Raw genomic sequence first — 18577 nt, 5'->3', positions numbered from 1 at the left:
CCTCCAGGAAAGCCGGACAGCCCGGCGTCAGCCAAACCGCTTCGGCACCGGCCTGCCGGTCAGCCGCTCCCAATACTCATCGGCGCGCTTTTCAAAGGTCGGCGACTGCCGCGCATCGCTCACATAAAACCGGCCCGGCGCGCCCTCCGGCGCATAGGGCTGGTCGACCCAGCCGCGCGGGTCCTTATGCGGGCTGCGGTAACCCTCATGGCCCAGCTCCGCCGCCCCCTGGTAGTGCGCGTCACGCAGATGCAGCGGCACCGCCATCGGCGGCTCCTTCGCCACCGCTGCCAGCGCCGCTGCAATGCCGTGGTTGGCAGAGCCGGATTTCGGCGCACGGGCCACATGCAGCGCCGCATGGGCGAGGATGATCTGCACCTCCGGCAAGCCGACCATCTCCACCGCCTGCGCCGCGGCCACCGCCGTCTGCAGCGCCGTGTTGTCGGCCAGGCCCACGTCCTCGGAGGCCTGGATCATGATGCGCCGCGCAATGAAACGCGGATCCTCACCGCCGTGGATCAGACGCGCCAGCCAGTAAAGCACCGCATCCGGGTCTCCCCCCCTCATCGACTTGATGAAGGCAGAGATCACGTCATAGTGCTGATCGCCCGAGCGGTCGTGGTTAACCGGTGCCGCCCTGTAGGCCTCCTCCAGCATGGCGTCCGTGACCTCAACCTGCCCACCCGCATGGCCGATGGCCAGGCTTTCCAGCGTTGTCAGCGCCCGGCGCGCATCGCCGCCCGAGCGGCCCGCGATCACCCGCATCTGCTCGGCGCTCAAAACCACCTCAACGCCTGCCCCCGCAAGCTGGCGCAGCCCGCGGTCCAGCACCTCCTCCATATCCTCGATCGGGATCGGCTCCAGCTTCAGGATGGTGGAGCGGGACACAAGCGCCTTCGGCAGCGCGGTATAAGGGTTCTGGGTGGTGGCGCCGATGAAATCGGCGGTGCCGTCCTCGCAGATCGCCAAGAGGTCATCGGCCTGGGTCGCCGAGAACCTGTGCACCTCGTCCACAAATATCAGCAGCGGCCGGATCCGTGCCTCATCGGCCAGCTGGCGGATATCCTTGACGCCGGCGCGGGTGGCATGCAGCTGGCGGAACTCCTTGCTGAGCATCTCGCCCGTGGCCCGCGCAATCGAGGTCTTGCCGATCCCCGGCGGGCCGTACAGCACAATGCTGCCCAGCTGGCCGGCCGCAATCCGGCGCCGCAGGATAGAGCCTTCCGCAGTCAGCGCCTTTTGGCCGATCACATCATCCAGCGACCGCGGCCGCAACGCTGCCGCCAGCGGCTGCGCCCCCTGTGCACCGCCTGCATCAAAAAGATCCGCCATTGTTACCCTCGCTTTCGCGGTGACCTCGCCTGCCTGATGCGTGCTCCGGCAAGACCCGCCCGTCAAGCGTCAATTGCCGCCTGCCGTCAGAGACGGAACCGCAGCGACATATGGCGGCCGCGGCGCTGCAGGTCGATCTGGATCCACCGGCCGCTGTCCGACAGGACCGCATAAACGTCATCCGGGCTGCCAACCGCCTGGCCGTTGACCGCCAGCAGCTGGTCGCCCGGCTGCACGCCGCCGCGGCCCGCATAAGGCCCGGGATCGGTGACCACCACGCCTTCGGACGAGAGCGGCAGGCCAAGCCGGGCAATCACCTGCGGATTGATCCGCGCCACGATCAGGCCCGGCAGCGCGGTCCTTTCATCCAGCTGCACCGGATTGGCGGGCGGCTGATCCGGCGCCGCGATCATCGGCACCTCGATCTCTTCCCGCGCACCGCCGCGCAGCCGGGTGATCGTGGACAGCCCGTCCAGCCCCGCCACCGACATCCGGAACACCATTTCGGAAGGCGAATTCACCACCTCGCCGTCCACCTGGGTGATCACATCGCCCACCTTGAACCCCGCTTTCGCAAAAGGGCTTTCCCGGTGCAGGTCAGAGACCACCATGCCCTCGGGCAGATCCATCCCCAGCGAGGCCGCCAGATCCGCGTCCACCGGCTGCCCGGCCATGCCCGCCCAGGGGCGCTGGAACTCTTCCGAGCCGCGGCGGGCCTGGCTGACGAACTCCTTCACCAGATTGGCGGGAATGGCAAAGCCGATACCGTTGGAGCCGCCGGAGCGCGACAGGATGCGGGTGTTGATGCCGATCAGCTCGCCATTCATGCCGATCAGCGCACCGCCCGAATTGCCCGGGTTGATCGGCGCGTCGGTCTGGATGTAGTAGCCAAAGCCGTCGCCGGCCCCCATGCCGGTGCGCGCAAGGCCTGAGATGATGCCGCTGCTGACGGTCTGGCCGACCCCGAACGGGTTGCCGATTGCCAGCGCCAGCTCACCCACTTCGACCTGGTCGCTGTTACGCAGCGGCAGATACGGCAAGTCTTCGGCCGCCTCCAGCTGCAGGATTGCCAGGTCGCTGGCCTTGTCGCCCAGGATCACCCGCGCATTGTATTCGCGCCGGTCCGCCGTCACCACGCGGATTTCAGTGGCCATGCCCACCACATGGTAATTGGACACCACAATGCCGTCGCCCGACAGGATCACGCCGGAGCCCAGCGAGTTTTCTACTCGCGGCTGCGGCTTGGCAAAGCCGCCGAAGAAGTCATCAAAAAACGGGTCGTTCATGAACGGCGAGCGGCGGCGCTGCTGCACCTGGCGCACCACCTTGGCATAGATATTCACCACCGCGGGTGAGGCCTGTTTGACCAGCGGCGCAAAGCCCAGCGCGATCTCCGCCTGGCTCTGCGGCACTTGGGTTTCCGCGGCGGCAGGCAGGGCCAGGATGAGGGCGAGGGCGGTCAGGGCGGGTCGGATCATGCGGGCTCCAGCGTTTGTTGCCCGAAGGATATGCGAAGGACGCGCCCGGATTGCAAGGCGGGAGGCGGCCGGGACCGGCCCGGGCAGAGGAGTGCTGCCCCGCAGGTTTGAAAGAAAGAGGAACGCTGCCCCGCGGGTTTGATAGAAAGAGGGGCGCTGCCCCTCTTGGCCTGGCGGCCAATTCACCCCGGAGTATTTCTGACCAGAAAGAAGCAGCAGGCAGGGCTCAATCCAGCGGTGCGTGCAGCCTTGTGCCCTTGGTGATGATGCCGCCACGGCTGCCGGGGGTGATGCTGCCGTAGCGCTGCTTGAAACACTCCGGCAGCTCCCGGCGGCCCGGCTCCGGCCAGCCGGTGAACCCGGTGCGGCCGTGCAACTGCGGGTGGCTGCAGACAAACGGCATGCCGCCCGGCTGCAGCCGCATGGCCAGATGCAGCGCCGGATCGCTGGCCAGGGCGTCGAACATGTCCAGCGCCTGCACATGTTCCGGCGTCAGCCGCATGGCTTCGGGAAACCGCTTGGCGCTGCCGCTGTACTGGCGCTGGCAGAACACGGTGAATTTGCCCGCGTGCCAGCTCAGCGGCGGAATGGTCATAAAGGGCTGCATCCCTTCAGGGACATCGGGCTGCCGGTGTGGAAGCTCTGGCGCGCGCGGGTCTGGCAGATGCGGGTATTCGGATCCCGGGCATCTGCGCCGATGCCGCGCACGTGTCCAAGGCTGAGGCAGTGCCGCGCGGCCCGCTCCAGACCGGCGATGTCCTCCGCAGACAGCCGCACCAGTCAGCGTTCGGGATGCACCTGCATATCCTTCCCGGTCCACGCCGCCGGGCTGCCGGTCCGTTCCGGCAATTGGTCCGGCATGCTGTCCTGCCCCGCTGCGGCGGCCTTGCCCAAAGGATGCGGGATGCGCAGCGGCATGCAACCGAAACTGCTTTGCCGCCGGGCTTCCCCTTGCCTGCGTGAAAAGCCACGCGCGGCAATGCGCCTGCCCGGGCGGGGCTTCAGGCCTCCGCCAGACCCGGCACCTCCGCTGCGGCGCCGCGTTTGGCAACGGCGTCCGCCAGCGTCTCCAGCGCAGCCACCGTATCCTCCCAGCCCAGGCAGCCATCGGTGATGGACTGGCCATAGGTGAGGCCGCCCTTGCCCAGGTCCTGGCGGCCCGCCACCAGGTGGCTTTCCACCATCACCCCGGTGATCCGGCGGTCGCCGCCTGCAATCTGCGCCGCCACATCCGCCAGCACCGCGGGCTGCTGCATCGGATCCTTGCCGCTGTTGGCGTGGCTGGCGTCGATCATCACATGGCCGCGGATGCCGTCCTTTTCCGCCAGCCGGCAGGCCGCATCGACGGAGGCCGCGTCATAGTTGGTGCCGCCGCCGCCGCGCAGGATCAGGTGGCAGTCCGGGTTGCCGCTGGTGGCGGCAATCGCCGCGCGGCCGGATTTGGCCAGCGCCATGAAATGATGCGGATGCGCTGCCGAGCGCACCGCATCCACCGCGATCTGCACATTGCCGCGGGTGCCGTTCTTGAAGCCCACCGGGCAGGAAAGCCCCGAGGCCATTTCGCGGTGGATCTGGCTTTCGGTGGTGCGGGCGCCGATCGCGGCCCAGGCGACCAGATCAGAGATGTACTGCGGCACCGCGGTGTCCAGGAATTCGGTTCCGACCGGCAGTCCCAGCGCGTTGATGTCCAGGCACAGGCGGCGGGCCAGCCCCAGGCCTTCGTTGATGCGGAAAGAGCCGTCGAGGCCGGGATCGTTGATCAGCCCCTTCCAGCCCGAGATGGTGCGGGGCTTTTCGAAGTAGACCCGCATCACGATCTCCAGCTGTCCGGCCAGGCGCTGGCGCAGCGGCGCCAGCCGTTCGGCGTATTCCATCGCCGCCTTGGGGTCGTGGATCGAACAGGGGCCGACCACGGCAATCAGCCGGCCGTCGCGCCCATGCAGCACGTTCTGGATCGCAGTCCGGCTGGCCAGCACGGTGCCGGTTGCAGCGGCGCTGGCGGGCATCTGCTGCGCGAGATCCTCGGGCGAGATCAGTTCCTGCATGCCGGTGATGCGGAGGTTTTCGGTTTGCGGTGTCATGTCCTTGCTTTCCTGGCGGGGGCCCCTCGCCGGCGGGCATGAAAAAAGCCGCCTGCGGATGCGGGCGGCTGGTTGGTATCCTGGTGCGTTCTGACTGGTTTTTCAGAATGCGCTGACCCCTCCGTCCGCCATGTGGCGCGGATAATAGAAATACCAGAATGCGATTGCGGTGCGGGTCATGCTGCGGACGCTAACGGAGATTCGCAGGCCTGTCACCCCGGAAATGCTCTGCGAGGCGTTTCAGCGGCAACAGGCGGGCAGGCTGTCCGCCGGGGAAAGCCTGCCCTTGTTGCGCCTGCCGGTTCAAGCCTGGCCAGGCAGGTCAGAAGTCCTGCCACAGATCGCGGGCCGCATTGCCCTGCGCGGCGGCGGCGGGCACCGGAGCAGCCTCCTCCGCCCAGCCATCGCCATGGGCAGAAGGCTCTGCTGCCGCGTCCGGCAGCGCCGGTGCAGGCTGTGCCGCCTGATCCGCTGCCCCCTCTGCCACCTTGAAATGGGCGACAAGGCCGGTCAGCTTGCTGGCGTCGGTGTTCAGCAGATGGCCTGCGGCGGTGGTTTCCTCCACCATGGCCGCATTCTGCTGGGTCACCTGGTCCAGCTGCGTCACCCCGGTGTTGATCTCGCCCAGGCCGGTGGACTGCTCCTCCGCGCCCTCGGCGATCTCGGAGACCAGCTGGGAGATATGGCTGACCCGTGCGGCGATGGATTGCAGCGCGTCGCCGGCCCGGCCGACCAGATCAACCCCCTGCGCCACCTGCTGGGTGCTGTCGCCGATCAATGTCTTGATCTCCATGGCTGCATCCGAGGACCGCTGCGCCAGCGCCCGCACCTCGGAGGCGACCACCGCAAAGCCGCGGCCTGCCTCGCCTGCGCGGGCAGCCTCGACGCCTGCGTTCAGCGCCAAGAGGTTGGTCTGGAAGGCGATGTCGTCGATCACCGAGATGATCTGCGAGATCTTGCTGGAGCCCTCTTCGATGCCGCTCATCGCCGCCACCGCGCTTTGTACCACTTCACCGCTGCTGGCGGCCTCCTGGCGCGCCTCCTGCACAGTGGTTTCCACGTTGCGCGCGCCCTCTGCCGCTGACCGCACGCTGGCAGTCAGCTCGTCGATGGCCGCTGCGGTCTGCTCCAGCGTCGCTGCCTGGCTTTCGGTGCGGCGCGACAGGTCGTCCGCCGCCTGGCTGATCTCGGAGGAGCCGTTGCGGATGCTGGAGGCGGCAGCGATCACCTGCTGCACCACTGCGTTGAGATTGTCGATCGAGCCGTTGAAATCGGTGCGCAGCTGCTCGTAGTCCTCCGGGAAGGCGTCGTCGATGCGGATCGTCAGATCGCCTTCGGACAGCCGCGACAAACGGTTGCTCAGCTCCTCGATCACCCCCTTCAGCTCGGCATCCTTGCCTTCGGCTTTCTGCTGCTCAGCCTCCTGCATCTTGACCAGTTCATCGCGGAATTTCTCCAGCGCGCGGGCCATTTCGCCCACTTCGTCGCCGCGGTTCCCGCCTTGGATCTCCACGGCATTGTTGCCTTCGGCCAGGCCGCGCATCGACACCACGATGCGGCGGATGCCGGACGCAATGCCGGAGCCGGTGACCAGCGCCATCACCGCGCCGATCAGGATTGCGGCGCCGATCGCCGCCGGGATCATCATCCGGGTCTGGGCGGTAATCTCCTCGCTGGCGGCGCGGCTTGCGGCCATGATGCCCGCCGCCTTGGTTTCAAGCGCGGCCATGGTGGCGCGAAAGCTGTCGAAATAGGCCTTGCCCTGGCCCTGGGCCACGAAATCCGCCATATCATCCATGGTGGCCGCGTCACCGATGTCCCGGCGCAGCTGAATCATCGGGACGGCAACATCCTTGCGCCAGTTGTCGATGATCTTGGATGCCGCATCCAGGCGGTTCAATTGAATCGTATCCTCGATCATGGCCAGCCGCAGTGAGCCCATGACCGACCGCAGACGGGTGCTGCCCTCCATGAACGGGGTGAGGAATTCCCGGTCGCCCGCCAGCAAATACCCCCGCATACCGGTTTCCATGTCCACGGCAGCGGCCATCAGGTCCTTGGCGGTGCTGATCGTCTTGTGGGTCTTCTCGACCGCTTCCAGTGAGGTGTTCAAATAGTCCGGATCCGCGATCCCTGCGTTCACCAGGGAGGTAAAGGTGTTGCGCCGGTCGGCAAGGTTGACCTCCTCCTCCTCGATGATCCTGGCAACCTCGGCGCGGAATTCATCAAAGAACACGCGGCCCTTGGACTGTTTCACTTCATCGGCCATATCGTTCATGGTCATCGCGTCGCCGATTTCGCGGCGCAGTCCGATGGCAGCCGCGGCAACAGTGTCCTGCCAGCCGGTCAGCGTCTGCTCCGCTTCGTCCAGGTTCGTCGTCAGCGCCGCATCACCCGCGGCCAGCGCCCGCAGGTTCTGCAAGGCTTCGGCCACATCGGCGCGGCCCTCCTCGAAGGGCACCAGATATTCCTCGCGGCCTGCCAGCAGATAGCCCCGCAGCCCGGCTTCCATTCCCGCTGCGGCCTCTGCCAGCGCCTGCGACTCGCTCAGGATCTCCTGCGCGTGCGCCACGTCGCCTGAGGCCTCTTCCATCCGGCCCAGATCGACAACGGCCAAAACGCCGACGCCCAGCACCAGCAGCAGCGGAAACATCGCCACTGAAACAATTTTTGCCTTGGTGCTGAGGTTTGCCAGGGAGAACCGCCTGGCCGCGGAAGTTTTCTTCTTCGTCATCGCATCCGTTCCGGAGTTTTCTTGGATGCGACAGTCAAACCAAAAGAAAATTACGATTCCCTTTCGCACAGAAAGTGAATTCTAAACATCCTCAGATTGCCGGTGCGGAACGAAAAACCCCCGCTCCGGGCGGAGCGGGGGCTGACAGGTGAACCCGGGGGTTCAAAGCGTCTTATTCTTCAGCTTCTGCAGCTGCTTCTTCTGCTTCCAGGCGGGCCTTGTCGGCGGCGCCTTTGGCGGAAACGTCGCGGTCGACGAACTCGATGATCGCCATCGGAGCCATGTCGCCGTAACGGAAGCCGGCCTTCAGGACACGGACATAGCCGCCCTGACGGTCCTTGTAGCGCGGGCCCAGAACCTCGAACAGTTTCGCGACGTCCTTGTCCTCTTTCAGCTTGGAAGCTGCCTGACGGCGGGCGTGCAGGTCGCCGCGTTTTGCCAGAGTGATCAGCTTTTCGATGATCGGGCGCAGTTCTTTTGCTTTGGGCAGGGTGGTCTTGATCTGCTCGTGCTCGATCAGCGAGCCGGCCATGTTCGAGAACAGGGCTTTACGGTGCTCATGAGTACGGTTCAGGCGGCGGTAACCACGTGCGTGACGCATTTTTCAATTCCTTCTTTGCGTTTTGCTTTGTCAGGCGGCTGATGCGTGTCAGCTGCTCACCTTGGGGCGGATGCCCTTGTATTCCCCCGCAGCCGGGGCATTTCGGGCGGCCCTTGGGCCGCCCAATCTCTTAGAAGCTGTCTTCGAACTTCTTGGCCAGATCTTCGATGTTGTCCGGCGGCCAGTCCTCGACGTCCATGCCCAGGTGCAGGCCCATGCCCGACAGCACTTCCTTGATCTCGTTCAGCGACTTGCGGCCGAAGTTCGGGGTGCGCAGCATCTCCGCTTCGGTCTTCTGGATCAGGTCGCCGATGTAGACGATGTTGTCGTTCTTCAGGCAGTTTGCCGAACGCACAGACAGTTCCAGCTCGTCCACTTTCTTCAGCAGGAGCGGGTTGAACTCGAGACCGTCGTCCTCGTCCTGGCGGCCAGCCGATTCCGGCTCGTCGAAGTTGACGAAGATCGACAGCTGGTCCTGCAGGATGCGGGCGGCAAAGGCCACGGCGTCATCAGGGGTGATGGAGCCGTCGGTTTCCACCTTCATGGTCAGCTTGTCATAGTCCAGAACCTGGCCCTCACGGGTCGGCTGAACGTCATAGGAGACCTTCTTGACCGGCGAATAGATCGCGTCGATCGGAATCAGGCCGATCGGTGCGTCTTCCGGCTTGTTCTTGTCTGCCGAGACATAGCCTTTGCCGGTGTTCACGGTCAGTTCCATGAACAGGTCAGCGCCATCATCCAGGTGGCAGATCACGTGATCGCGGTTCAGAACCTCGATGCCCGCGGTCTCGGCGATGTCGCCTGCGGTGACAACGGCCGGGCCCTTGGCATTGATCGACAGGCGCTTGGGGCCTTCGACTTCCATGCGCAGGGACACGCCTTTGAGGTTCAGGATGATGTCGGTGACGTCTTCACGCACACCGGCAACGCTGGAAAACTCGTGCAGCACGTTGTCGATCTGCACGCTGGTGATGGCGGCGCCTTGCAGCGAGCTCATCAGAACGCGGCGCAGCGCGTTGCCCAGGGTCAGGCCAAAACCGCGTTCCAGCGGCTCTGCGACGACAGTTGCCTGGCGTGCAGGATCGTTGCCCGGCTTCACTTCCAGCTGTGCCGGCTTGATCAGCTCTGCCCAGTTCTTATGGATCATGCGTTCCCTCCATTCCTGTCCTTGCCCCATGTCCAGAAGGCCAAGGACGCCCGAGGTTTAAATGACGCACTGGGGCCCTGCGAATCAAGCGGGGCCCCAGCAAAAAATCGAAATTAGACGCGGCGGCGCTTCGGCGGACGGCAGCCGTTGTGCGCGATCGGGGTCACATCACGGATCGAGGTGATGTTGAAACCGATGGCGGCCAGAGCGCGCAGCGCCGATTCACGGCCCGAACCGGGGCCCTGAACTTCGACTTCCAGGGTTTTCACACCGTGATCCTGGGCTTTCTTGCCCGCATCCTCAGCAGCCATCTGCGCCGCGTAAGGAGTGGATTTCCGCGAGCCTTTGAAGCCCATGGTGCCGGCGGACGACCAGGAGATCGCGTTGCCCTGCACATCGGAGATCAGGATTTTGGTGTTGTTGAACGACGAGTTCACATGCGCAACGCCAGAAGCGATGTTCTTACGCTCTTTGCGCTTAATGCGGGTTTTATCGCGTGCCATTGATCAAGCCCCCCTTACTTCTTCTTGCCGGCGATCGGCTTCGCCGGGCCCTTGCGGGTGCGGGCGTTGGTGTGGGTACGCTGACCGCGGACCGGCAGGTTGCGGCGGTGGCGCAGGCCACGGTAGCAGCCCAGGTCCATCAGACGCTTGATGTTCATGGTCACTTCACGGCGCAGGTCGCCTTCGACGGTGTAGTTGGCGTCGATGTGCTCGCGCACGGCCAGGACTTCAGCGTCGGACAGTTCGTTCACACGACGGGTTGCGTCGATGCCAACAGCCTCGCAGATGGCTTTCGCCGAGGTGTTGCCGATACCGGTGATGTAGGTGAGGGCGATGGGAACCCGCTTTGCAGTCGGGATGTTAACGCCGGCAATACGTGCCACGTGTCACTTTCCTTTTCGTTGCGGTTCCGTAGCGCCGGAACCTTTTTTCACAACACTTGACCGTGGCAGTGTGGCCAGAGGGTCCAGCATTTCGAGGTAGTTTGGCGGACGGACGAATCCTGCCGCCGGGAATCATTCCCAGAAGGGATGGGGCTGGGTATTTGGTATTTCCAGTGCAGTCAACCCCGTTGCCACCTATGGCTTGGCTTTATGCTGCGCTACAAGTGGAGACACCCTTTTCCGCAAGCGACTGCCAGTTTTCGCCAAGAAAAACACGTGCATCCACTGCCTTGGAGAATCCTGGCTCCCCCTTCTTTAACATGACGACAGCAAGACGTTGATCATGGGAACCAAAGGCAATGGGTCCGCCACCGGTGAACGTCGTGTGGGATTGTCCGTAAACGTTGTTTCCATAAACATTGTAAGTGGAATTGGTTGTCGCGCCTGTTGGAGCAGTGTTCACAATCTGTACGTTGTTTGCAGATTGCATCCCTTGGATAATGAAACCATCGTAGCCCGCTCTAATCGTCTCAACTGCAGCCATTTTTGCGGCGACCTTAGCCGCACCTGATCGTCCGCACGCAGGCGCTGCACTTGTATCAAGTATGAAGGAATTCTTCGAAATAGGAGTTACGGTAGTACTGGCACAGGCAGACAATGCTAGCAAACTAACCATAACAATAAATTTCTTCATTGGAGTCTCCTCAGTCACTAGGCAAAATTCGTTGGCGTGCAGCATTCTAAATACGCAGTCAATCAAAAAGGTTGCAATAGCAATGACTGTCCATCCAGAGTTGCAGCCTGGATGCTCAACTAAAACCACCTTCAGCGATTGACCATTGAACTGACCACTCTTCCGAAAAGCGGCTAGAATCAAAAAAACGCCCCGTGCATTCTCTGCACAGGGCGTTTGCGATTCATTTTGGCATAGGCCTTAGCTGCCCATGATCCAGTCGATCGACTTGCGGACTTCGTCGATGGTGTCCATGCCGTCGATCCGCTGCAGGTTGCCCTTGGCATAGTAGTAGCCGATCAGCGGCGAGGTCTTCTTGTAGTACTCCATCAGCCGGGTGCGCATGGCCTCCGCGGTGTCATCGGCGCGCACGGGCTTGCCTGCGGCCTTGGCTTCGGCGGCGCGGTTGACGACGCGCTCGACCAGCACCTCGTCATCGACCTGCATCTCGATGACCGTATTCAGCTTGAGCCCCATCTCGTCCAGCAGCTTGGCCAGCGCATCCGCCTGCGGCAGGGTGCGCGGGAAGCCGTCGAAGATGAACCCGCCTTCGGAGCCTTCCTGCAGCTTCTCGCGGATCAGGCCGATCACGATCTGGTCGGTGACCAGCTTGCCTTCGGCCATGATCGCCGCGACCTTCTTGCCCATTTCGGTGCCGGAGGTCTGGGCTTCGCGCAGCATGTCGCCGGTGGACAGCTGGGTCATGTTGCGGGATTCCACCAAGTGGCTGGCTTGCGTTCCTTTGCCTGCGCCCGGCGGGCCCAGCAGAATAATATTGGTCATCGGCGAGAGGGTCCCCGTTTTGTCCGTTTCTTGTTGCGCCCGCGCAGCTGGCTCTTCTCGATAAGGCCCTCATACTGATGCGCGAGGAGGTGGCTTTGCACCTGCTGAATGGTGTCCATGGTGACGGATACCACAATCAGAACGGATGTGCCGCCAAAATATACCGGGATGGCGAATTGGCCGCGGAGGACCTCCGGCAGCAGGCAGACCAGGGCCAGGTAGCCGGAGCCCAGAACCAGGATGCGGTTCACCACATACTCGATGTATTCCGCGGTTTTCTTGCCCGGGCGGATGCCGGGAACAAAACCGTTCTGGTTCTTCAGGTTGTTGGCAACGTCTTCCGGTTTGAAGGAGACGTTGAAGGTGTAGAAATAGGCAAAGAACACGATCATCGCCACGAAGAACAAGAGGTACAGCGGCTGGCCGGGGCCGAAGTTGGCCAGGAGCCAGGACATCACCGGACCGGTGGCCGCACCCGAGGAGAACGCCGAAATGGTGGTCGGCAGCAGCAGAAGCGAGGAGGCAAAGATCGCCGGGATAACGCCCGCCGGGTTCACCTTGACCGGCAGATGGCTGGAGCCGCCGTCATAGACCTTCATGCCGACCTGGCGGCGCGGGTACTGGATGTGGATCTTGCGCAGCGCGCGTTCCATGAACACCACGAACATGATCACCGCAACCACCATGACGATCACGCCGATGATCACCGCCGGGCTGATCGCGCCGGAGCGGCCGGAGGCGAAGAACTGGGCAATCGCGGCCGGAACCTCGGCGATGATGCCGACGAAGATGATCAGCGAAATGCCGTTGCCGACGCCGCGCTGGGTGATCTGCTCGCCCAGCCACATCAGGAACATGGTGCCGCCCACAAGGGTGATCATGCAGGCCATGCGGAAATACATGCCCGGATCGGTGGCCAGGTCGCCCTGCTCCAGCGACACGGCGAGGCCGTAGGCCTGTGCAGTCGCCAGCGCCACGGTACCGTAGCGGGTGTACTGGTTGATCTTCTTGCGGCCCTGCTCGCCCTCTTTCTTGAGCTGCTCAAGCGAGGGCACCATCGAGGTCAGAAGCTGAACAATAATCGAGGCGGAAATATAGGGCATGATGCCCAGGGCAAAAATCCCCATCCGGCCAAGCGCGCCGCCGGTGAACATCGACACCATGCCGCCGATGCCCTGGCCCGCCTGCTCCATGAACTGGCGCAGGGCTTCGGCGTCGATTCCCGGAACCGGAATGAAGGTGCCCAGGCGGTAGACAATCAAAAGGCCGATGGTGAACAGGATGCGGTTGCGCAGATCCGTGGCTTTGCCAAGGGCCGCCCAGCTGGTGTTCGCCGCCATTTGTTCTGCTGCTGATACCATGAAAAGGTCTCTTCTTTAGCGAAACGCCGCCCGGAACCGTTTTCCGGCTCGGGCGGCGTCTTGGGAAAACTCGAAGACTATGTAAGCGGCATTGGCGCCGCTCACAAGCCGTTACTCTGCGGCGGCTGCAGTTGCCACAGTCAGAGCGCCGCCGGCTTTTGCCACGGCTTCAACGGCAGCGGCCGATGCGCCGGTGACCGAGATGGTGGCTTTGGCGGTGATTTCGCCTTTGGCCAGAACGCGGACGCCGTCCAGCTTGCGGCGCACCAGGCCGGAAGCCACCAGCAAATCTTCGGTGATGTTTGCTGCGTCCAGCTTGCCTGCGTCGATGAACTTCTGGATCAGGCCCAGGTTCACAACCGCGTATGCCTTGCGGTTCGGCTTGTTGAAGCCGCGCTTGGGCAGACGCTGATAGAGCGGCATCTGGCCGCCTTCGTAGCCGTTGATGGCCACACCCGAGCGGGATTTCTGGCCTTTGATACCACGGCCGCCCATTTTACCGGTGCCGGAGCCCGGGCCGCGGCCAACGCGCTTGCGTTTTTTGGTGGCGCCGTCGTTGTCGCGCAGTTCGTGCAGTTTCATGTCGCTTCTCCTTGCCGGATGTGGCCCCCGAAGCGTGATGGGCCAACCGCGGCGTTTCTTGATTGGTGATTCCGTGGCGCAGAACGCCACCGGGTGCCTATAGACCTGTTGGGGGATGGGATCAAGGGGTGCCTTGATCAGCTCACCTCAATGGCGAATAACTTTGGCGAACAATCCTGAACAGGTCATCGCCATGAACAAAGTGAAACGTCACATTATAGATCAAGATCGCCTTCCATCAGGGTTTCCGTGCCACCTTCTTTCCGATGAACACTGGTGCCTTCTGGGTAAAACCGTAGCAAGTTTTGGAACCTTAGAATACTTTTTGGGTCGTGCGATCTTCGCTCTTACCGCAACTAGATCTTACCCAGAGGACGAAATTGAAAAAGAATACGAGAAGTGGCTAAAACAACTCGAACGCTCTCTCTACAACCTGCTAAAGCCGCTCGTTGACGAGTTCATCGCCGCCGCGAAGAGGCATCCGGACTTGTCGATAGAAGACATCGACGTGCTGAAAGCCGAGCTTGAGCGCGCAGCGGAGATGAGAAACGTTTTGTGCCACGCCCATTGGCCAGCGCCTGACTCCTTCGGTAAGGTCACACCGTTCTATGTCAACAAAAGACTAGAAGTTTGGGACGGTCCAGTTGATGTAGATTTCCTTCGGACAGTTCAAGTTGCTACGGCTGAGCTATGTGTCGCAGTAGTAAATGTCGTTACTCACATGGGTTATCAGTTTCCGGGCTCTAATGGGCCTGGGATGGCGATCTTCGCGCGAAAGTAGCCCTGTGAGGAAAAAACCTAGATTCGATCCATGGCTTCTCCACACGTCTGCGCTCCCGCCAAGGCCCCTGCCCTGCCGGTTGCTGCTCTATCTGTCTTTCTCTGTGTCCGTTCCGTCTGAGGCCGTCCGTTAAAGGGTGGCGGCGCCGCCGGGGTGGAGATGGGATGGGCATCGCCCATGCGAAAACGCGTCTGCGCGCTCCGGGTGCCAGACCGGAGCCCTGTTCCAGGTGCCGGGGGTGCTACGCCCGGCGGGTGATCATGATCAGGAAGCAATCTCGCATAGCCAGGTAAATTCTGCGTAGGCGGGGCGTACGGCGGGGGCGCAACGGATGATCTAGCCCAACTTCTGCCAGGATGTTGAATTCCTCGAAGGGCGGCGCCTGACCCTGGGTGGGCGTGAAGCGCCCTCCCGTGGGGAGGGTCGGGCGCCGCCCGGCCTGCAGCCGGGCTAAGGGGGATCATAGTATTCGCTTGTCATCCCTGAAACGCAAAACACCCCCGCCGTTGGGCAGGGGTGCATCTGGTCCGGGACCGAGGGAGGGAGGAGGCTCCGGAACCGGAATTCTGTCAGCGGCCGTAGACGTTCTCGCGGGCGGTGCCGGGGATGTTGCCGCGGTGCAGGCCGATGTCGGCCAGCTCGCGCGCGGAAAGGCCGCGCAGCTCGGTCACGGTGCGTTTGTACTCGCGGCGCAGTTTCCAGTCCTGCATCAGGCTGGCGGCCAGGCCGCGCAGGCGGGCGGACAAGCTGGATGAGGCGGGGGCGGACAGGGTCGAATATGCCATCTCTTGCGTTTCCTATCAGTTGGACCGGGCCAATGCCCGGCCGGAGTGTTTCTTGTGACGGTTTTGTAACGCAGGGGAGATAGGCACCGCCGCCCGGCCCGGCAACGGATGCTTTGGTCTGGCGGCTATGCAGTGGCCGCATAGCACATTTGCGTGAGAAAACGCGGCCTTGGCGCAAAAGAAAACGCTCCCGCCGGATGGCAGGAGCGTCTTGGCCCGGGGCGCAAAGGAGGAGGAGAGCTGCGCCCGGGAATAGGGAATTCTCAGCCGTAGACGTGCGCGCGGGCGATGTCGGCGATGTCGGCGCGGCGGACGCCGATGTCGGAGAGCTCATGATCGGAGAGCGCGTCCAGCTCGTTGTAGGTGCGCTGGAATTCGCGGGCCTTCATCCAGGAGTCGATCACGCTGTCGAATGCGGAGCGGATGCGGGCGGTCAGCGAGATGCCGGCGGAAGCGGAGAGTACATATGCCATCGTTAAGTTCCTTGTCTCAAGCGAGCCGGGCCTATTCCCGGCGGTCTGTCTTACGGTCCGTTCTGTGACAGGGCTGAGATAGGATGCGGGCGCGATTCCAACAACTGACGGTTCGGACTGCCCGCTATGCAAGCTCTGCAAGGGGCCTTGCCAGCCGGTTAACAGCCCGGCCCGCCCCTCTGCCTGCCCTGCGCAAGAGCCGCCGCAAACGAAAAACGCCCCCGGTGTCCCGGAGGCGTTTTCCAAAGTTAGTGCTCGAAAAGGGGCTTAGCCGCGCTCTTCGATGATCTGAACCAGGTGCGGGATCGAGTTGACCATGCCGCGGACCGAAGGGGTGTCCTCCAGCTCACGGGTCTTGTGCATCTTGTTCAGGCCCAGGCCGACCAGGGTCGCGCGCTGTTTGGCGGGGCGGCGGATCGGGGAGCCGATCTGCTTGACGACGATGGTTTTTGCCATGTCTCTCTACTCCTTACGCTTCAGCTTCGGCAGCAGCCGGTGCATCGTCCCGCTTGGGCAGGATGTCAGCAACCTTTTTGCCGCGGCGCTGTGCAACCGAACGCGGGCTCTGCTCTTTGGTCAGGCCGTTGATGGTGGCGCGGATCATGTTGTAGGGGTTCTGCGAGCCGATCGACTTCGAAACGACGTCCTTGACGCCCAGCATTTCGAAGACTGCGCGCATCGGGCCGCCTGCGATGATACCGGTACCTTCCGGAGCGGTGCGCATGACCACTTTACCAGCGCCGTGACGGCCGTTGATGTCGTGGTGCAGGGTGCGGCCCTCTTTCAGCGGCACGCGGACCATCTGGCGTTTCGCCTGCTCGGTCGCCTTGCGGATCGCCTCGGGCACTTCTTTCGCCTTGCCCTTGCCAAAGCCGACGCGGCCTTTCTGGTCGCCAACAACAACCAGAGCTGCGAAGCCAAAGCGCTTACCGCCTTTTACGGTTTTCGACACGCGGTTGATCGCGACCAGGCGATCTGCAAATTCCGGTGCCTCTTCACGCTCGCGGCGGGGGCCGCGGCGGTTTTCACGTTCTGCCATCAGGCATTCCTTTCATAGGGCGCATTCCAGTTAGCACGGGGGGCGCCTGTTTTCTCAATCCTTGGTGAGAACCGGGCCGAAGCCCGGCCTCCCGGATCATCGGGGCAGCCCTGTCAGGCTGCCCGCATGGGATTTAGATCTTCAGGCCGCCTTCACGCGCAGCGTCGGCCAGAGCCTTCACCTTGCCGTGGAACAGGAAGCCGCCGCGGTCGAAGTAGGCCTCGGTCACGCCAGCCGCTTTCGCGCGCTCGGCGATCAGAGCACCGACTTTGGTTGCGGCTTCGACGTTGTTCTTGCCAACAACGCCGAGATCTTTTTCCAGGGTCGACGCCGCTGCCAGGGTCACGCCGCGCAGGTCGTCGATCAGCTGAACAGAGATGTTCTTGTTCGAACGGTGCACGGACAGACGCGGACGGCCTGCGTTCACTTTGCGAAGCTTGTTCCGGACGCGCAGCCGGCGCTTCAGAAACAGGGTACGTTTGCTGTTTGCCATTTTGCTGGTCCTTACTTCTTCTTGCCTTCCTTGCGGAAGATGAACTCGCCCTTGTAGCGGATGCCTTTGCCCTTGTAGGGCTCCGGACGGCGCCATTCGCGGATTTTCGCCGCGACTTCGCCCACCTGCTGCTGGTCGATACCTTCCACAACGATTTCGGTCTGCTTCGGTGCGGTGATGGTGATGCCATCGGGTGCAACGAAGTCGACGTTGTGGCTGTAGCCCAGGTTCAGCTTCAGGGTGTTGCCCTGCATCTGAGCCCGGTAACCCACACCCTGGATCTCCAGCTCTTTCTTGAAGCCCTGGGTCACGCCGGTCACGAGGTTGGCCACCTGAGTGCGGGACATGCCCCACTGCTGACGGGCACGCTTGGACTTGCCGCGCGGCTCGATGGTGACAACGTTGTCGTTCACGGTCAGGGTGACGTCGTCGGTTGCGGTGAAGGTGCGGGCGCCTTTCGGGCCTTTCACTTCGATGGTCTGGCCGGACACGGCAGCGGTAACACCGCTGGGCAGTTCGACCGGTTTTTTACCAATACGGGACATCTGCGAGGCCTCCTTAGAAGACGGTGCAGAGCACTTCGCCGCCAACGTTGGCTGCGCGTGCGTTTGCGTCCGACATCACACCCTTGGGGGTGGAGACAATCGACACGCCCAGGCCCTGGCGGACCGACGGGATGTCATTGACGCCCATGTAAACGCGGCGGCCGGGCTTGGAAACCCGCTTGAGCTCGCGAATGACAGGTTCGCCGTCGAAGTATTTCAGGCTGATTTCGATGGCCGGGTGGCCATTTTCACCAGTGGTTTTCTCATAACCGCGGATGTAGCCCTCGTCTGCCAGCACGTCCAGCACCCAGGCACGCAGCTTGGAAGCCGGTGTGGACACGGTGGATTTGCCGCGCATCTGAGAGTTACGGATACGGGTGAGCATATCGCCGATAGGATCGTTCATATCAGTCTCTCCCTTACCAGCTCGATTTCACCAGGCCGGGGATCTGACCAGCAGAGCCCAGCTCGCGCAGCGCAATACGGCTGACCTTCAGCTTACGGTAGTAAGCGTGGGGACGGCCGGTGAGCTGGCAGCGGTTGTGCAGACGGGTTGCCGACGAGTTGCGCGGCAGTTTCGCCAGTTTCAGACGCGCCTTGAAGCGCTCTTCCATCGGGCGGGATTCGTCGTTTGCGATTTCTTTCAGCTCGGCACGCTTTGCGGCGTATTTTGCCACCAGGCGCTCGCGCTTCTTCTCGCGTTCGATCATGCTTTTCTTAGCCATGGTCTCTTCCTTCCCGCG

The 18577-nt window shown here is 62.9% G+C and carries 23 protein-coding genes; 1 reads left to right on the top strand and 22 read right to left on the bottom strand.

Annotation, left to right across the window (positions count from 1 at the left end; translation table 11 throughout):
• Positions 1–27 precede the first annotated feature (27 nt).
• From ACXAEH_RS16985 to rplO, 14 genes are all read right to left on the bottom strand, one after another.
• Positions 28–1332, bottom strand: coding sequence for a replication-associated recombination protein A (locus ACXAEH_RS16985; protein ID WP_475034420.1), 1305 nt, complete (start codon positions 1330–1332; stop codon positions 28–30).
• An 86-nt stretch (positions 1333–1418) separates the two neighbouring features.
• Positions 1419–2810, bottom strand: a complete 1392-nt coding sequence (locus tag ACXAEH_RS16980; RefSeq protein ID WP_475034418.1) for a trypsin-like peptidase domain-containing protein — start codon at positions 2808–2810, stop codon at positions 1419–1421.
• Positions 2811–3036: 226 nt separating this feature from the next.
• Positions 3037–3630: a TauD/TfdA family dioxygenase gene (locus ACXAEH_RS16975; RefSeq protein WP_475034416.1), complete on the bottom strand. Its 594-nt coding sequence runs from the start codon at positions 3628–3630 to the stop codon at positions 3037–3039.
• Positions 3591–3728, bottom strand: coding sequence for a hypothetical protein (locus ACXAEH_RS16970; protein WP_475035642.1), 138 nt, complete (start codon positions 3726–3728; stop codon positions 3591–3593). Before ACXAEH_RS16970 ends, ACXAEH_RS16975 begins: the two co-directional genes overlap by 40 nt.
• Positions 3729–3811: 83 nt before the next feature.
• Positions 3812–4891: a 3-deoxy-7-phosphoheptulonate synthase gene (locus tag ACXAEH_RS16965; RefSeq protein WP_475034414.1), complete on the bottom strand. Its 1080-nt coding sequence runs from the start codon at positions 4889–4891 to the stop codon at positions 3812–3814.
• A 322-nt stretch (positions 4892–5213) separates the two neighbouring features.
• Complete coding sequence (locus tag ACXAEH_RS16960; RefSeq protein ID WP_475034413.1) at positions 5214–7625, bottom strand: CHASE3 domain-containing protein; 2412 nt, start codon at positions 7623–7625, stop codon at positions 5214–5216.
• A gap of 172 nt (positions 7626–7797) precedes the next feature.
• Complete coding sequence (gene rplQ / locus ACXAEH_RS16955; RefSeq protein WP_475034411.1) at positions 7798–8226, bottom strand: 50S ribosomal protein L17; 429 nt, start codon at positions 8224–8226, stop codon at positions 7798–7800.
• 130 nt (positions 8227–8356) lie between these two features.
• Positions 8357–9373 (bottom strand): DNA-directed RNA polymerase subunit alpha, encoded by a 1017-nt coding sequence (locus ACXAEH_RS16950; RefSeq protein WP_222456102.1) that lies wholly within the window; start codon positions 9371–9373, stop codon positions 8357–8359.
• A gap of 113 nt (positions 9374–9486) precedes the next feature.
• Entirely contained in the window at positions 9487–9876 is a 390-nt protein-coding gene (gene rpsK / locus ACXAEH_RS16945; protein WP_008560534.1) for a 30S ribosomal protein S11, read from the bottom strand.
• Between the two features lie 14 nt (positions 9877–9890).
• On the bottom strand, positions 9891–10259 hold the full coding sequence (gene rpsM, locus ACXAEH_RS16940; RefSeq protein WP_019298012.1) for a 30S ribosomal protein S13: 369 nt from the start codon (positions 10257–10259) through the stop codon (positions 9891–9893).
• Between the two features lie 208 nt (positions 10260–10467).
• Complete coding sequence (locus tag ACXAEH_RS16935) at positions 10468–10953, bottom strand: hypothetical protein (protein WP_475034409.1); 486 nt, start codon at positions 10951–10953, stop codon at positions 10468–10470.
• A 240-nt stretch (positions 10954–11193) separates the two neighbouring features.
• The gene (locus ACXAEH_RS16930) at positions 11194–11775 is read right to left on the bottom strand and encodes an adenylate kinase (RefSeq protein WP_475034407.1); all 582 of its coding nucleotides are present in this window, start codon (positions 11773–11775) and stop codon (positions 11194–11196) included.
• Positions 11772–13136: a preprotein translocase subunit SecY gene (gene secY, locus ACXAEH_RS16925; protein ID WP_039125961.1), complete on the bottom strand. Its 1365-nt coding sequence runs from the start codon at positions 13134–13136 to the stop codon at positions 11772–11774. Before secY ends, ACXAEH_RS16930 begins: the two co-directional genes overlap by 4 nt.
• A gap of 111 nt (positions 13137–13247) precedes the next feature.
• Positions 13248–13718: a 50S ribosomal protein L15 gene (gene rplO / locus ACXAEH_RS16920; RefSeq protein ID WP_475034405.1), complete on the bottom strand. Its 471-nt coding sequence runs from the start codon at positions 13716–13718 to the stop codon at positions 13248–13250.
• 193 nt (positions 13719–13911) lie between these two features.
• Between rplO and ACXAEH_RS16915 the strand changes: the two genes are divergently transcribed.
• A complete protein-coding gene (locus ACXAEH_RS16915; protein ID WP_475034403.1) occupies positions 13912–14499 on the top strand; it encodes a hypothetical protein in 588 nt (195 codons plus the stop codon).
• Positions 14500–15068: 569 nt separating this feature from the next.
• Here ACXAEH_RS16915 and ACXAEH_RS16910 read toward each other — a convergent pair.
• The 8 genes from ACXAEH_RS16910 to rpsN form a co-directional block, all read right to left on the bottom strand.
• Positions 15069–15284: a DUF1127 domain-containing protein gene (locus ACXAEH_RS16910; protein ID WP_475034401.1), complete on the bottom strand. Its 216-nt coding sequence runs from the start codon at positions 15282–15284 to the stop codon at positions 15069–15071.
• Between the two features lie 263 nt (positions 15285–15547).
• Positions 15548–15757 carry a DUF1127 domain-containing protein gene (locus ACXAEH_RS16905; protein ID WP_475034399.1) on the bottom strand — a complete coding sequence of 70 codons (210 nt, stop codon included), beginning with the start codon at positions 15755–15757 and terminating at the stop codon, positions 15548–15550.
• Between the two features lie 267 nt (positions 15758–16024).
• On the bottom strand, positions 16025–16213 hold the full coding sequence (rpmD, locus tag ACXAEH_RS16900) for a 50S ribosomal protein L30 (protein WP_019298002.1): 189 nt from the start codon (positions 16211–16213) through the stop codon (positions 16025–16027).
• A 13-nt stretch (positions 16214–16226) separates the two neighbouring features.
• Complete coding sequence (gene rpsE / locus ACXAEH_RS16895; RefSeq protein WP_039160792.1) at positions 16227–16796, bottom strand: 30S ribosomal protein S5; 570 nt, start codon at positions 16794–16796, stop codon at positions 16227–16229.
• A 133-nt stretch (positions 16797–16929) separates the two neighbouring features.
• Positions 16930–17289: a 50S ribosomal protein L18 gene (gene rplR, locus ACXAEH_RS16890; RefSeq protein ID WP_475034398.1), complete on the bottom strand. Its 360-nt coding sequence runs from the start codon at positions 17287–17289 to the stop codon at positions 16930–16932.
• Positions 17290–17300: 11 nt separating this feature from the next.
• Positions 17301–17834: a 50S ribosomal protein L6 gene (gene rplF, locus ACXAEH_RS16885; RefSeq protein ID WP_475034396.1), complete on the bottom strand. Its 534-nt coding sequence runs from the start codon at positions 17832–17834 to the stop codon at positions 17301–17303.
• Positions 17835–17847: 13 nt separating this feature from the next.
• A complete protein-coding gene (gene rpsH / locus ACXAEH_RS16880; protein WP_475034394.1) occupies positions 17848–18240 on the bottom strand; it encodes a 30S ribosomal protein S8 in 393 nt (130 codons plus the stop codon).
• 13 nt (positions 18241–18253) lie between these two features.
• Positions 18254–18559 (bottom strand): 30S ribosomal protein S14, encoded by a 306-nt coding sequence (gene rpsN / locus ACXAEH_RS16875; RefSeq protein WP_019297997.1) that lies wholly within the window; start codon positions 18557–18559, stop codon positions 18254–18256.
• Positions 18560–18577 lie beyond the last annotated feature (18 nt).

The sequence above is a fragment of the Leisingera sp. ABM4_060 genome (genome assembly GCF_056158765.1).
The sequence above is the reverse complement of the archived record's forward strand: the minus strand, read 5'-3'. Positions and strand labels throughout refer to the sequence as shown.

Coding starts and splice junctions, on each gene's coding strand:
- ACXAEH_RS16985 (WP_475034420.1), bottom strand. CDS start 1,332: ATGGCGGATCTTTTTGATGCAGGCGGTGCACAGGGGGCGCAGCCGCTG.
- ACXAEH_RS16980 (WP_475034418.1), bottom strand. CDS start 2,810: ATGATCCGACCCGCCCTGACCGCCCTCGCCCTCATCCTGGCCCTGCCT.
- ACXAEH_RS16970 (WP_475035642.1), bottom strand. CDS start 3,728: ATGCCGCTGCGCATCCCGCATCCTTTGGGCAAGGCCGCCGCAGCGGGG.
- ACXAEH_RS16965 (WP_475034414.1), bottom strand. CDS start 4,891: ATGACACCGCAAACCGAAAACCTCCGCATCACCGGCATGCAGGAACTG.
- ACXAEH_RS16960 (WP_475034413.1), bottom strand. CDS start 7,625: ATGACGAAGAAGAAAACTTCCGCGGCCAGGCGGTTCTCCCTGGCAAAC.
- rplQ (WP_475034411.1), bottom strand. CDS start 8,226: ATGCGTCACGCACGTGGTTACCGCCGCCTGAACCGTACTCATGAGCAC.
- ACXAEH_RS16950 (WP_222456102.1), bottom strand. CDS start 9,373: ATGATCCATAAGAACTGGGCAGAGCTGATCAAGCCGGCACAGCTGGAA.
- rpsK (WP_008560534.1), bottom strand. CDS start 9,876: ATGGCACGCGATAAAACCCGCATTAAGCGCAAAGAGCGTAAGAACATC.
- ACXAEH_RS16935 (WP_475034409.1), bottom strand. CDS start 10,953: ATGAAGAAATTTATTGTTATGGTTAGTTTGCTAGCATTGTCTGCCTGT.
- ACXAEH_RS16930 (WP_475034407.1), bottom strand. CDS start 11,775: ATGACCAATATTATTCTGCTGGGCCCGCCGGGCGCAGGCAAAGGAACG.
- secY (WP_039125961.1), bottom strand. CDS start 13,136: ATGGTATCAGCAGCAGAACAAATGGCGGCGAACACCAGCTGGGCGGCC.
- rplO (WP_475034405.1), bottom strand. CDS start 13,718: ATGAAACTGCACGAACTGCGCGACAACGACGGCGCCACCAAAAAACGC.
- ACXAEH_RS16915 (WP_475034403.1), top strand. CDS start 13,912: ATGAACAAAGTGAAACGTCACATTATAGATCAAGATCGCCTTCCATCA.
- ACXAEH_RS16910 (WP_475034401.1), bottom strand. CDS start 15,284: ATGGCATATTCGACCCTGTCCGCCCCCGCCTCATCCAGCTTGTCCGCC.
- ACXAEH_RS16905 (WP_475034399.1), bottom strand. CDS start 15,757: ATGGCATATGTACTCTCCGCTTCCGCCGGCATCTCGCTGACCGCCCGC.
- rpmD (WP_019298002.1), bottom strand. CDS start 16,213: ATGGCAAAAACCATCGTCGTCAAGCAGATCGGCTCCCCGATCCGCCGC.
- rpsE (WP_039160792.1), bottom strand. CDS start 16,796: ATGGCAGAACGTGAAAACCGCCGCGGCCCCCGCCGCGAGCGTGAAGAG.
- rplR (WP_475034398.1), bottom strand. CDS start 17,289: ATGGCAAACAGCAAACGTACCCTGTTTCTGAAGCGCCGGCTGCGCGTC.
- rplF (WP_475034396.1), bottom strand. CDS start 17,834: ATGTCCCGTATTGGTAAAAAACCGGTCGAACTGCCCAGCGGTGTTACC.
- rpsH (WP_475034394.1), bottom strand. CDS start 18,240: ATGAACGATCCTATCGGCGATATGCTCACCCGTATCCGTAACTCTCAG.
- rpsN (WP_019297997.1), bottom strand. CDS start 18,559: ATGGCTAAGAAAAGCATGATCGAACGCGAGAAGAAGCGCGAGCGCCTG.